The 13,082-nt window shown below is 42.5% G+C and carries 11 protein-coding genes and 2 tRNA genes; 5 read left to right on the top strand and 8 right to left on the bottom strand.

What is annotated here, in order from left to right; genetic code table 11:
* Positions 1-199 precede the first annotated feature (199 nt).
* From MusilaSJ_RS14195 to MusilaSJ_RS14185, 3 genes are all read left to right on the top strand, one after another.
* Positions 200-790 carry a TetR/AcrR family transcriptional regulator gene (locus tag MusilaSJ_RS14195; protein WP_274985621.1) on the top strand — a complete coding sequence of 197 codons (591 nt, stop codon included), beginning with the start codon at positions 200-202 and terminating at the stop codon, positions 788-790.
* 213 nt (positions 791-1,003) lie between these two features.
* Positions 1,004-1,771 carry an SDR family oxidoreductase gene (locus MusilaSJ_RS14190; protein ID WP_274985620.1) on the top strand — a complete coding sequence of 256 codons (768 nt, stop codon included), beginning with the start codon at positions 1,004-1,006 and terminating at the stop codon, positions 1,769-1,771.
* A gap of 36 nt (positions 1,772-1,807) precedes the next feature.
* Positions 1,808-2,809: an NADP-dependent oxidoreductase gene (locus MusilaSJ_RS14185; RefSeq protein WP_274985619.1), complete on the top strand. Its 1,002-nt coding sequence runs from the start codon at positions 1,808-1,810 to the stop codon at positions 2,807-2,809.
* Between the two features lie 101 nt (positions 2,810-2,910).
* Here the strand turns inward: MusilaSJ_RS14185 and MusilaSJ_RS14180 are convergent.
* The 5 genes from MusilaSJ_RS14180 to MusilaSJ_RS14160 all read right to left on the bottom strand — a co-directional run bounded on the left by MusilaSJ_RS14180 (position 2,911) and on the right by MusilaSJ_RS14160 (position 7,149).
* Positions 2,911-2,985, bottom strand: a tRNA-Val gene (locus tag MusilaSJ_RS14180).
* Positions 2,986-3,126: 141 nt separating this feature from the next.
* Positions 3,127-3,201 (bottom strand) — tRNA-Val (locus MusilaSJ_RS14175).
* Between the two features lie 102 nt (positions 3,202-3,303).
* On the bottom strand, positions 3,304-3,621 hold the full coding sequence (locus MusilaSJ_RS14170) for a hypothetical protein (RefSeq protein ID WP_090535036.1): 318 nt from the start codon (positions 3,619-3,621) through the stop codon (positions 3,304-3,306).
* 1,365 nt (positions 3,622-4,986) lie between these two features.
* Positions 4,987-5,433: a thioredoxin family protein gene (locus tag MusilaSJ_RS14165; RefSeq protein WP_274985618.1), complete on the bottom strand. Its 447-nt coding sequence runs from the start codon at positions 5,431-5,433 to the stop codon at positions 4,987-4,989.
* An 84-nt stretch (positions 5,434-5,517) separates the two neighbouring features.
* Positions 5,518-7,149 (bottom strand): DUF6600 domain-containing protein, encoded by a 1,632-nt coding sequence (locus MusilaSJ_RS14160; protein WP_274985617.1) that lies wholly within the window; start codon positions 7,147-7,149, stop codon positions 5,518-5,520.
* Positions 7,150-7,353: 204 nt separating this feature from the next.
* Between MusilaSJ_RS14160 and MusilaSJ_RS14155 the strand changes: the two genes are divergently transcribed.
* The gene (locus MusilaSJ_RS14155; RefSeq protein ID WP_274985616.1) at positions 7,354-8,316 is read left to right on the top strand and encodes an isopenicillin N synthase family dioxygenase; all 963 of its coding nucleotides are present in this window, start codon (positions 7,354-7,356) and stop codon (positions 8,314-8,316) included.
* A gap of 445 nt (positions 8,317-8,761) precedes the next feature.
* Here MusilaSJ_RS14155 and MusilaSJ_RS14150 read toward each other — a convergent pair whose 3' ends face one another.
* Positions 8,762-10,000, bottom strand: coding sequence for an MFS transporter (locus MusilaSJ_RS14150; protein ID WP_274985615.1), 1,239 nt, complete (start codon positions 9,998-10,000; stop codon positions 8,762-8,764).
* A gap of 142 nt (positions 10,001-10,142) precedes the next feature.
* On the opposite strand from MusilaSJ_RS14150, the gene MusilaSJ_RS14145 reads away from it, so the two are divergent.
* Positions 10,143-11,024 carry a LysR substrate-binding domain-containing protein gene (locus MusilaSJ_RS14145; protein WP_274985614.1) on the top strand — a complete coding sequence of 294 codons (882 nt, stop codon included), beginning with the start codon at positions 10,143-10,145 and terminating at the stop codon, positions 11,022-11,024.
* A gap of 198 nt (positions 11,025-11,222) precedes the next feature.
* On the opposite strand, the gene MusilaSJ_RS14140 is transcribed toward MusilaSJ_RS14145, so the two are convergent.
* Together MusilaSJ_RS14140 and tilS are read right to left on the bottom strand one after the other, a co-directional pair.
* Positions 11,223-11,705 carry a hypothetical protein gene (locus tag MusilaSJ_RS14140; protein ID WP_274985613.1) on the bottom strand — a complete coding sequence of 161 codons (483 nt, stop codon included), beginning with the start codon at positions 11,703-11,705 and terminating at the stop codon, positions 11,223-11,225.
* The gene (gene tilS / locus MusilaSJ_RS14135; protein WP_274985612.1) at positions 11,702-13,039 is read right to left on the bottom strand and encodes a tRNA lysidine(34) synthetase TilS; all 1,338 of its coding nucleotides are present in this window, start codon (positions 13,037-13,039) and stop codon (positions 11,702-11,704) included. Before tilS ends, MusilaSJ_RS14140 begins: the two co-directional genes overlap by 4 nt.
* Between the last annotated feature and the right edge of the window lie 43 nt (positions 13,040-13,082).

Here is a 13,082-nt window from a genome sequence, read left to right as displayed (position 1 = left end):
TTTGTTAGGGAAGTTACCAGTTAAATACTTTTACATTGGTGTAGGTACAGATGGCTTATATATTCAATGCTTCCCAATAATTCTTTGTAAATCACCTTTATAGTAAATATCATCTTCCGGTCATAAACTACAGGTGGTTAATGTTTTTGGGTATAAAATAAACTTTTTAGTATATTTTTGCTGCGTTAATTTATATGAGATGCTCACAAAGGCAGAAAGAACAAAGCAATTTATCTTGGAAACAGCGGCCCCTATCTTTAATAAAAAAGGTGTAGCCGGCGCTAATATCGACGATGTGCTGGAGGCTACTAAATTAACCAAGGGGTGTTTGTACGGGCATTTTGAAGGTAAGGAGGATCTGGCTTTTCAAGTTGTTGATTACATGCTGCAAAATAATGCAGAAAAGTTGATGATAAATATCAGCAAGGGCAAAACAGCCAAAACAAAAGTCTTTGCTTATCTTGACTATTATAAAGACCCCCTTGAAACACATATTAAAGGTGGGTGCCCGATATTCAATATGGCGGTTGAAGCTGATGATAATAATCCTGTTATTAAAGAAAGGGTAGCGGGTATACTTCGCCAGGGACAGGAATTGTTTGTGAGTATATTAAAGCAAGGGATTGAGACGGGGGAATTTACTGATAAACTTGACGCAGTGGGATACGCTTTTAAAGCTGTAGCTGCGGTAGAAGGAGCAGTTGTATTGTGCAGAACGATGAACACTGCAAAGCCAATGCAAGGTTTGATTAAGAGTTTGAAAGAAGAATTGGAAAGCTATGCTCTTTGAGTTTCTTTTGTAAGAAAATATACTTTTTAGTATATTTTATGAAGCCTGGGAGCACCCTTAATTAAGTAGTGAAAAATAATATATCAGGAAGTTAAATTAAAGGTTGCGGCAAAGAAACTGCATCGTTTGAGTTTGTATTAGAATATACTAAAAGGTATAAAAATGATATCGTCTGTTAACGTCTTAAAATCGAATTGAAAAGAAATAAAAATCATGCAAGTAAAAGGAAAAACGGTATTGATCACAGGAGGTGCATCAGGTATCGGGCTGGAAGCAGCAAAACAATTTTTAGCCAATGGCGCCAGTGTGATCATCACCGGCAGGAACCAGGTAAAATTAGATGAAGCAAAGAAGCTGTACCCCTCGATTATAGCTATTAGAAGTGATGTATCTGATGCAGGTGATGCACAAACGCTTTTTAACCAGATAAAGCAATTAGGTAGTATAGATATTTTATACAATAACGCGGGAGTGCTAACTGAGCCGGCAAACCTTGGAATGGCCAATAATCAACATTTTGAAGACGCTGCGTACGAAATGAATGTCAACTACCTGGGGGTGATCCGGCTTAATAACTTGTTCATAGAAATGCTGAAATCAAGGAACGAAAGCGCAATTATCAATACAACGTCAATACTCAGTTATGTTCCTGCATTACTGGAAGCAACTTATTCAGCGTCTAAAGTAGCGTTGCAATTTTATACAAAAACATTGAGAAAGCACCTGCAAATCCTGAACAGCAGTGTAAAAGTCTTCGAACTTTTACCTCCTCTGGTTGCAACAGAAATGACTGCTGGCAGGAACGACAAAAAAATGACGACAGAAGGTCTTGTAAAAGCCCTTATTGCAGGTCTCAAAAAAGATCAGTTTACCATCCGTGCAGGTGATACCAAGGCTGTTTATATACTCAACCGGTTTTTTCCAAAAATGACTTTTGGCTTGATTAACCCCAGGAAAACTTACGCGGTTTTAGCATCATAAATTAGTCTGATCATATATTTAAAACATTAAAAAAAAATGAAAGCATTCATTATAGATAAATACAAAAGCAAGGATGGCGGGCGCATTGGGCAAATGCCGGATCCTGAGCCGCAGGGTGATGAAGTTTTGATAGAAGTGCACGCTGCCGGTATAAATCTGCTCGATTCCAAAATGAGAAGCGGCGAGTTTAAACTTATTTTGCCATATAAAACACCGTTTGTTTTAGGACATGATGTAGCTGGTGTTATAACTAAAGTTGGCGCGCGTGTGCATCAATTTAAAGTAGGGGACGAGGTTTATGCACGCCCGGCAGATCATCGGATTGGAACATTTGCAGAACTTATTGCTGTTAACGAAGCTGATGTGGCACTCAAGCCCGCGAAGTTGAGCATGGAAGAAGCTGCATCCATTCCCCTTGTGGGTTTGACCGCCTGGCAGGCGCTGATTGAAAAAGGGAACCTGAAGAAAGGGCAGAAAGTATTCATTCAGGCCGGATCAGGTGGTGTAGGTACAATTGCCATTCAGCTGGCGAAATATCTGGGTGCTACTGTGGCTACAACTACAAGTACAGCCAACACGGAGTTAGTGAAAAAACTCGGTGCAGATGTTGTAATTGACTACAAGAAAGAGGAGTTTGGGAAAGTTTTGCATGGTTACGACCTGGTTTTGAATAGTCAGGATGGAAAGACACTTGAAAAGTCGTTGCGCGTGTTAAAGCCCGAAGGGAAACTTATTTCGATCTCTGGTCCGCCTGATCCTGATTTCGCGGCCGAAATCGGGGCGCCGTGGTTTGTGAAATTAATTACGCGTCTTTTAAGCGCGGGAGTGAGAAAAAAAGCCAGGCGGCTTAATGTCGGCTTTTCTTTTCTATTCATGAAAGCAAACGGACTTCAGTTAAAGGAAATAACCTCACTCATAAATTCTGGTACTATTATACCAGTTATAGATAAAGTTTTCCCCTTCGGGGCGATCCATGAAGCGATCACTTATGTTGAAAGCGGGCGGGCTAAAGGGAAAGTAGTTGTCAGGATAAAATAATGGTTTTATTTATGGAAATACAAGGGATCAGCCCTTTTATATAAAAAAACAAGATTGGTGAAAAATAAAAAAACCCAACATTTTCTGTTAGGCTTTTCCTGTGGGAACTACTGGGTTCGAACCAGTGACCCTCTGCTTGTAAGGCAGATGCTCTGAACCAGCTGAGCTAAGCTCCCTTTGTTTTTAATTTTACCGTTATAATTGGTAAAACCGAGTGGCGAAGTTAAATCACTTTGCCATATAATGCAAATACTTTTATGAAGTATTTAGCGAAGAGTGCAAGTATAAAAAAGCCTAACATTTCTGTTAGGCTTTTGTGGGAGCTACTGGGTTCGAACCAGTGACCCTCTGCTTGTAAGGCAGATGCTCTGAACCAGCTGAGCTAAGCTCCCTTGCTTTTGGGACTGCAAATATAGGGGTTGATATTTATTCTTCAAAAAATATTTTACATTTTTTGTACGGGGTTGATATTTAGCAAGATGTGTTTTAATAATTCACTTCACATCCCTGTATTGGGCGCGTGGACGGGGGTCTTCCGGGAGTATTTCCATTTCTGGAAACTCGATATAGTGGGCATACCATTGTATGGCGCCTACCAAATCCAGCGCGTCTTCGGCAGCTACACTAACCGTTTCAAAAGCGTAAAGCTTCTGGTCGGCATAACCATAAAGCTGGATCTCGTTATCATCCGGACTAAATTGTTCTTCGTCAAGGCAGTAAACTTTTACCTTGAGACGTGTATCCCTGGAGTGGATCACATCCCTGCAGGGGTTTTGGGGATCGGTTGCCAGTAAATATACGTTATAGTCCATAATCGGTTTAACAAAGTTTATACGGGATGGTTTCTTTATTAAATATTTAATGTTAAAAATTGTTTGATCTTTTAATCTGTTTCCCCGGGTGTGGAAATTGCACCCTCGTTTGGGGAAAAAATCTACAGTTTAATATTTAAGTAATATTAAAAAGCTGTTTTTAAGGTATATAAGCGCATTTTTATCAATTGGCATTTCGTTTGAATAAATGTTATTACCCTTCTCAAAGGGTTGTTTTTCATAGGTAGATGTAGGGTCGAAATACTGCGAGAGTATTTCGACCTTTTTTATTATCCGATGTTTCATGCCGGTTTCCTCCCCAAACAGGTTTATGTAACTGGATATGTCATCCTAAGTATGTGATGACCGGCAAGGTGGTTTAGCTGGCAGTTTGCAAATTTTAACTTCTGGGAAAATTATACCACCATTCCTCGGAAAGTATTTACACACTTTATATTCAACTATGCTGTGAAAGTGCGTTCTGAATGTTGAAAGTGCATTTTCGCATTTGGCACCTGGTTTGAATTAAAGTTAATACCCTTACTAAAAAGGGTTGTTTTTCATAGGTAGATGTAGGGCCGGATCAACTGCGAGAGTTGTCCGGCCTTTTTTATTACGGCGTTATGTTGCCTGATAATTAAAATGGTGGCTGCCTAAAATTAACCATTGGGAAATTAATTCCCGGTTTTGGGTGTCATTTCTACACATTGAGGAGTGTTTGTGTTTTAAAAAGCTGCCAATTAGGCATTTAAGGCCATTTTTAAACATTGGCATCAGGTTTGAATATAGTTTAATACCCTTCTCAAAGGGTTGTTTTTCATAGGTAGATGTAGGGCCGGAATAACTGCGAGAGTTGTCCGGCCTTTTTTATTTAACGGAAATTTCAATCTCTCTCTGATCTGATTGCTTTTTAATTAAGAATATTTTAATGACAGTAGTTTATAATCCCCGATTTTGGGATTGCTTTCCACATGGGGGTGTCTGTTAGCTTCAAAAAGCTTATAGAAGTTTAAAAGCGGTTTTGTGATTTGGCACCAGGTTTGGATAAGTATTAATACCCTTCTCAAAGGGTTGTTTTCATAGGTAGATGTAGGGCCGAAAAACTGCGAGAGTGTTTCGGCCTTTTTTATTATTCCCAATTTTTGGAGACGTCTTTTAAGCCGCAATTGATTATAGCACAAAAGAACGATCTTTTATAGGCCATGTACTTATATATAACTAAATAAAGTTACCATAAACAAAAAACCGATAGCAATTTACTATCGGTTCTTGGTTTTATATAGGCTCTATTAATTAGTTTCACATAAAGCAATTGAATTTAGCTTTAGGCTTTGTGTATTCTGCTTTTAGCTTTCATATAAAAAGCTATTTATTCAATGCCTGCCTGCCAAATTTAATCAGGTCATTTGCCCTGATATAGCCTACGGTCCCTGATACGGGTTTGCCTTTGCTGGTAAATATAATCATGGTAGGGTAGGCCTGCAGCCCCCATTCGGCAGCCAGGGCCGGACCTTGTCCTTTTTCCATGTCGATGGCTACGTTTACAAAATTATCATTGTAAAAGTCTGCTACCTTATTGTTTTTAAATGTGGTAGCCTTAAGCATTTTGCAAGGGCCGCACCAACTGGCATAAGCATCAACAAAAATATATTTGTTTTGCCGGGCTGCCTGTTTTAAGGCTTCATTCCAGGAGTTTTCAATAAAGTTGATTTGAGCGGACGACTTGCTGATGGTTTCCTGTGCTTTTGCAGCAGAGCCGGACACAAGCGCAATTAAGGCGATAAAATAACTTATATGCAGGAGTTTCTTCATTTTAACAGATGATTTGTAATAAAAACAGCACGTATATAATGCGTTATACGTGCTGTTTATTGTAGCGGTTATAATTTAATTGTTTTAGGGACGGTGTTGCTGTTGCTGACGTTGGCGTTGCTGTTCCTGCTGTTGTTGGCGCTGGGCCTGTTGCTGCTGACGTTGTTGTTCCTGCTGTTGTTGGCGCTGAGCTTGTTGCTGCTGACGTTGCTGTTCCTGCTGCTGCTGGCGCTGAGCTTGTTGCTGCTGACGTTGCTGTTCCTGTTGTTGTTGGCGCTGAGCTTGTTGCTGCTGACGTTGCTGTTCCTGCTGTTGTTGGCGTTGAGCTTGTTGCCGCTGGCGTTGTTGTTCCTGCTGTTGTTGGCGCTGAGCTTGTTGCTGCTGACGTTGCTGTTCCTGCTGTTGTTGGCGCTGAGCTTGTTGCTGCTGACGTTGCTGTTCCTGCTGTTGCTGGCGCTGAGCTTGTTGCTGCTGGCGTTGCTGTTCCTGCTGCTGCTGGCGCTGAGCTTGCTGCTGCTGGCGTTGCTGTTGTCTTTGCACTTGCTGTTCCTGTTGGTTTTGAGGCCGTTGTTGCAGTTGCTGTTGACGCTGTGCCTGCTGTTGTTGCTGGCGTTGGTTTTGATCCTTTTGTCTTTGATTAAGCTGTTGTTGCCTTTGCACTTGCTGTTGCTGCTGGCGTTGTTGTGCCTGCTGCTGACGCTGTGCCTGCTGGTTATCATCTGTCGGCCTTGCATTGGGTTGATTAGCGCGGGCGTTAGCAGCAGAATTTGGCCGGTTAGCAGGCCTTTCATGATTTACCTGTACTACCTTGTTGTCTGGCTGTGCATTTCGGGCCACTTCCCTTAAGCGGGCAGCGTTGTTCCGGTTGATGCCAGCGTTACCCGCCCGCCTGTTGGCTATGCCATTATTAGGGTTTTGCTGCCTGTAAGCTGCTGCGTTCACAACTCTTGCCGGGCGTGCATCGGGTGTTTTCCTTACTTCAGGGCGATAAATGTTTACTGTATTATTAACTACTCTGCCGCCGCCGTTTGGCCGGTTAACGTTGTTGATGTTGTAAACACGCACGTTACGGTTGTTGGTAACCTGCCTGATCTCATTAACTCTTGGGCCGGTTATATAAGTACGGTTGTTATTAACATAAGTGTTGTTAATAATAGTTGTACGGTTAATGATGTTTACCACACGGGTTTGCGGTACATAATAGTTGTAAATATTGGGCCTGTTAATATAAGCCTGCGGAGCACAAACCCAGTAATTATCAGGTACACGGTAACTATTACCAAAAGATATGCTGATGCTGATGCCTGGCTGTAAAGGCGCCCAGCCATAATAACCGCCGCCATGTCTCCAGCTTACCCATGCCGGGGCCCATTCATGGCCCGGAATCCATTCCCATCCATAATAATCATCATAGCGCCAGCGACCATAGTGAAACGGAGCCCAGCCCCATTCATAATCGGATACCCAGGTATTGCCATAGTCGGTTACAACCCAGTGGCCCCGGGTAGCGTATGGTCTGAAATCGTCACCGGCGTCCGGGATCCAAACGTTGCCGTATTGAGGGTCGTTAACCCAGGTACCGTATGGATCAAGTTCGTCGTAAAACTCCTGGTCGGATACATAGCCTCCTTCCTGGGCTTTACTCATGTTTGGTGCGGCAAGCATCATTAAAAATGCTATTAAGCTAATACCGCATATTTTATTAATAAATTTCATAATAATGTATGTTTAAGATAGCCTGTCATGTTGGTGTTGCTTAATGTATGACAAGCAGAAGTATAAAACGTTTAAAGCAAGAATTGTTTTAAAGAGTTAATGCGAACAAGGTCAGTGTAATTATGGGGATAAAATTTTATTACTATCTTGTGTTCCGCGCTTAAAAATTAAATAATTTTGCTACCTGTTTTATAAACTATAACTATGAGCACAGTAAACATTCCACGCCTGGACCTGAACACCTATATAAACGGCAGTGCCGAAGAACGCAAGCAATTTTCGAACGATATTGGCAAAGCTTTTAACGAAACAGGATTTGTTACCATTACTAATCACGGCCTCAGTAAAGAGTTGATAGATAGGCTTTACGATCAGGTCAAAACGCTGTTTTCCCTGTCCGATGAGGTAAAACAGCAATATGAAATCCCTGGCTTAGCAGGCCAGCGCGGGTATACCGGTAAAGGCAAGGAAACGGCAAAAGGGTTTAAAACCCCCGACCTGAAAGAATTTTGGCAGATTGGCCAAACTGTAATCGACGATGAGGCGCTGAAAGCACAGTACCCGGATAATGTTACCGTTAATGAGCTGCCCGAATTTAATCCAACCACCATCGAAGTTTACAAAAAACTGGAAGCAGCCGGTAAACATTTACTCCGCGCAATTGCCGTTTACCTCGAACTGCCCGAAAACTATTTTGATGATAAAGTCCATAATGGTAATTCCATACTTCGCACCCTGCATTATTTCCCGATAACCGACCCCGACTCGGTACCAGATGATGCTGTGCGTGCTGGTGCACATGAGGATATCAACCTGATCACCTTATTAATTGGCGCCAGTGCCGATGGCCTCGAACTGTTAACCCGCGATAATGCCTGGTTCCCGGTAAAAGCTTATGGCGAAGATTTGGTTGTTAACGTTGGCGATATGCTGCAGCGGTTAACCAATAACAAGTTAAAATCGACAACTCACCGCGTAGTAAACCCACCGCGCGAGCTGATGAAGTTCTCCCGTTTTTCGGTGCCATTTTTCCTGCACCCAAAATCGAATATGGATTTAACCAGTCTTGATTCGTGTATTGATGAACAGCATCCTAAGCTATATACCGACATTACCGCAGGCGAATATCTGGATGAACGCTTGAGGGAGATTGGTTTGAAGATGTAAAAGATAAAGAGGTCAAAAAAAGCGTCATTGTGAATAACCATCAGGAAAACCCTGAAAAAAAATTAAATGACGTCTCCGATTTGATATATTTAAGCTATGGTGTGTAGGGCAGCGTTAGGGATAGTAGCGGAAAGCCCACAGCGTGCGGAGGCCTTGTGTGTGGGCAAGGCGAGGACTTGTAGCGGATAGCCCGGGCCGGAGGCAATGCCCACATTATAATTAAAAACAAAAATTTACCTTTAATAGTCAATGATTTACAATCACGTCATTATAAGATACAAAGCAATCGCACGGAAGCATGGTCACCCTGTATAGCATGCGATTGCTACGTCGCGCCTAAGCTCATTCCCGTTTTGCTCCTTGCAATGACATTTTTATCATAACAAAGCCCTTCCAAAACTTGAAAGGGCTTCTTTATTTATTTAAAGAGGTAGATGAAATAGATTTACTTAACGAACATCGCTTTGCCTTCAACGGCTTCACCTGCTGCCTGTCTTCTTTTATATAATACAAACAATGCAGTGGCCAATACCCCAATAATTCCCTCGATACAAACAGCCCTGCGCGGCCCAAGTTCATTGGCCAACCAACCGGCCATCAAACTGCCTACCGGAATCATGCCCTGGTAAGCCATCACATAATAGCTGATGGCCCTTGCCCGCATAGCGGGGATAGCATGGGTTTGGATATAGGTGTTGATGGCCGATGTTTGCGCCATCATACCAACGCCGGTAAATACCATAAATATTAAAGCAAAAGGTAGTTTGCCTGCATAGGCCACCATCAGCACGCTTGTACCAAAAATAAGACTTGCTATCGACATGATCTTTACAAGGTTTTTATCACTCTTCAGGTTAGCCAGATATACAGCACTAATTACTGAGCCTAAACCAGCTGCGCTCTCAAACCAGCTGAAGGTTTTTGCATCGCCGTTAAAAAGATCTTTGGCGAATATTGGCATCAGTGTATTAAATGGTATCACAAACAAACTGCTTGCAGTAAGCATCAGGATCATGCTGCTCAGGTCGCTGTCGCCAGATACGTATCTGAAACCTTCCTGCAATTCTGTCCAGATGCTTTTTTCTGAACGGACAGGCACTATGGTGTTTAGCTTCATCATAAATAAACAGGTGAGCACAGGGATATAGCTCAAAAAGTTGCCGAAGAAACAAACATCCTCACCAAAAGCACTTAATACGATACCTGCAATTGCCGGGCCTGCAATACGTGCCAGATTGGTCATGGTTGAGTTTAAGGCGATGGCATTAGGCAGATCGGCCTTGTCATCAACCATATCCACCATTAATGATTGGCGACAGGTAACGTCAAAGGCGTTTACAATACCCTGCAACAGGCTAAGGCCAATGATAGCGGGAATATTATAGATCTTGAAAAAGATCATGAACGCAAAGGCGCCGGCCTGCAGCATAGATACTACCTGGGTAATAACTAAAATGCGGTAACGGTTATGCCTGTCGACAATGCTGCCTGCGTAAGGAGCCAGGATCAGTGAAGGGATCAGGCTTACAAAACTTACTATTCCTAATAAAAGGGCTGAGCCGGTGAGGCGATAAACCAGCCAGCTCACTGCTGTTTTTTGCATCCATGTGCCAATGAGGGATATTGACTGACCGTAAAAAAACAGCTTAAAATTACGGTACTTTAAAGAGCGAAACACATTCATTGTTCAATTCATAACAAAAGCAAATTCAGGGGAGTACTTAATGCAAGACTGTTGAATTGTTTTATGCTGCAAATATCGCCCATATCAATACATTTGTAAAATAGATTGTTTTAATAGAATTGATAGGTAAAAACGATTAATTATGGAATTGCGTCAATTGCAGTACTTTGTTAAGGCTGCCGAAACCATGAACTTCACTGAGGCTGCAGCCGCTGTGTTTATTACACAAAGCACGTTATCACAACAAATCAAACAACTGGAAGAGGAACTGGGGATGCTATTGTTCGATAGGATAGGCAAGCACGTACGCATTACCGAAGCCGGGCATATATTCTTAACCCATGCCCGCAAAATCCTTAACGATGTACAACGGAGCAGGCAAGCCATAAGCGAATTGCAGAACGCAACTACGGGCGAACTGAACCTTGGCGTTTCATATGCTTTTACCTCCTTGTTACTACCGGCGCTGGCCCCGTTCAGCACCAAATATCCAGGCATTAAGATCTTTATCAGCTACGGTAACCCCGAAGAACTGGAAAAGAAGCTTCGCCTGGCCGAGCTGGACATGATCCTGGCGTTTCACAACGAAAGCGATGACGAAGACCTGGAAATGCAGGAGCTGTTTAGCTCGAGCGTGGTAATGGTAGTTTCAAAAAATAATCCCCTGGCTAAACTTAACAAAATAAGTCTCGGAGAACTGGCTAAGCAGGATCTTATTTTACCGGGCAAAGGTTTCAGCTCGCGCGAGTTTATCAACGAGCTTTTTAATCGCAAAAAAATAGTGCCTAATATCAAAATAGAGCTGAATGATGTGCATTCATTGCTGGCTTTGGTTGAGAACGGGCATTGGGCAACTATCCTGAACGAAAAAGCGATAATAGGCTGGAATAAAGTGATCGCCATACCCATCGAATCAAAAGAGATCAAACGGCAATCATACATCCTTTGGCAAAAAGGTGTTTACCGTAAAAGGGCCGCAATTTTATTTATTGAGGAATTGATGAAGGTGATGGGGAGTGAGTAGATGATAAAAAATCAAAAAATGTCATTTCGATAGAGCAAGGGTGGGATAGAGTGCCGGAGCGAAAGAGAAATCTTATACGCTATGCAGGTGTGCCACGCAAATTTGCAAGCAGGCTGTATAAGATTTCTCCTCACGCTACCGCTCAATGCCCGCACTTGTTCGTCGAAATGACAGGAATATATATTGTTATACGGTTAATTACTTCTTCATCTCTTCCTTTATCGCCCTCAAAAATTCATTAGGGTGTTTGGAGCCGATGATATAAAGCAGACCATCACGATCGGTAAGGTGGATGGCTTCATTGCCTGAGGTAAAAAAACGGATGGTCCCTTTGGTATGCAGATTATAAACAGGGTTGTTGAAAAGATAGCGGCTATAGGTACCTTTTTCAGCCTTGACAATGCTGTTCAAATCAATTTTTACCAGTTTGGTTGTCCACAGCCCGTCAAGCATAACACTTTTGTTTTCAACACGGGTGCGAAAATGCAGCAGGAAGCCCAGGATGATAGAAATAATGATGATAGAGAAGCCCACTACAACCAGCAAATCGCCGTTGCGTTCGCGTTCGTCGGTAAAAAAGTAGGCCGCAAAACAAAACATGGCTAAAACCAGGCGTATGGTTAGCGGTATAAATTCCCGACCAAGGTATTGTTTTTCAGTAAAAACGGATTTATCGCTCATGTTAGTTTAAACAGTTCGAAGATAGTAACTTTTTTAGTGTTATCACTCACTTTATACCTTTCGTCGGGGCGATAGCCGCCAACCCACATAATTTCGCCGTTGCCGTTTACAAGGACAGGGATTTCTTCCTTTTGGTGCAGCGGCACTTTTTGATTAATGAAAAAGTCGCTTAATTTTTTTTTGCCCTTCATCCCCAAAGGGAAAAAATGATCGCCCTCATGCCAGCAACGCATCCTGAGCGGATAAACCAGCTTATCAGCATCAATGGATACTGCCAAAGGATTATCTTTTATAATCAGCGGACTATCATCATGCAGCAGGTTAAGCTTATAAACGCCAAAATTTGCTTCATGGTCTGTGGCATTGATAATAACCTCGGACAGGTGGGTCGCTGTTTTTTGTTTGAGAATGATATTTTCCCTGTCAAGCAATAAGGTATGTGTTCCGGACTCAAATACCCGGCCCGGATGTTTGTCAAGTGAGGCAATAAGATCGTCGATGGTAGTTTCATTAAAACCGTATTTACCCAGCAGTTTAAAAAGAAGCAGCCGTTTGGGGTTTAGTTTTTTTACTTTGGTAATGGGCAGGTATGTGACGCCATCATGGATCTGCGGCAGCGTTTGCCTTAATTCGTCGAGCTTGATTTCCAGCAACTGTTCCAGTTCGCGGAAATGAAGCAGGTTGTTTTCAAACGTTTTTTCGAGCGATGGGTTTAGTTCTTTCAACTTGGGCACAACTTCCAGCCTGATCTTATTGCGGGCATATTTTGCCGAAGCGTTGGAGCTGTCCTCTACAAAAGTTAAACCTTCGGTAGTAACAATGGTCTGTATTTCTGCACGGGTCAAAAACAACAGGGGGCGCACCAGCTTGCCATTTTTAGGCAAGATGCCATGCAGACCGGCAATACCGGTGCCGCGTGTAAGGTTTAACAATATTGTTTCAATAGTATCGTTTTGGTGGTGAGCAAGCGCAACAACTTCATAATCTGAGTGCTGACTGATGGTATCAAACCATTGATAACGCAGATCGCGGGCTGCCATTTGGATCGAGATCTTGTTTTCGGCAGCATATTGTTCTGTATCAAAATTGATGGTATGGAAAGGTACGCCGAGGGTAGTGGCGAGGTTGCGGCAAAAAGCCTGATCGCGCAGGGCTTCATCGTCGCGCAGCTGAAAGTTACAATGGGCTATGCCAAAATCATAACCCGCGGTTTTAAGCAGGTGTACCATTAAAACCGAATCGATGCCGCCGCTTACAGCTGCCAGTATTTTGGCAGCAGGTGTAAACAAAGCATTTTGCTCAATAAAATTAACAAACTGATTAACTGGCAGCATTCATCAAAATTATTAATTTAATAACCCCAACAAAAAACTAATT

Source organism: Mucilaginibacter sp. SJ, from assembly GCF_028993635.1.
GTDB lineage: Bacteria > Bacteroidota > Bacteroidia > Sphingobacteriales > Sphingobacteriaceae > Mucilaginibacter.
The sequence above is the reverse complement of the archived record's forward strand: the minus strand, read 5'-3'. Positions and strand labels throughout refer to the sequence as shown.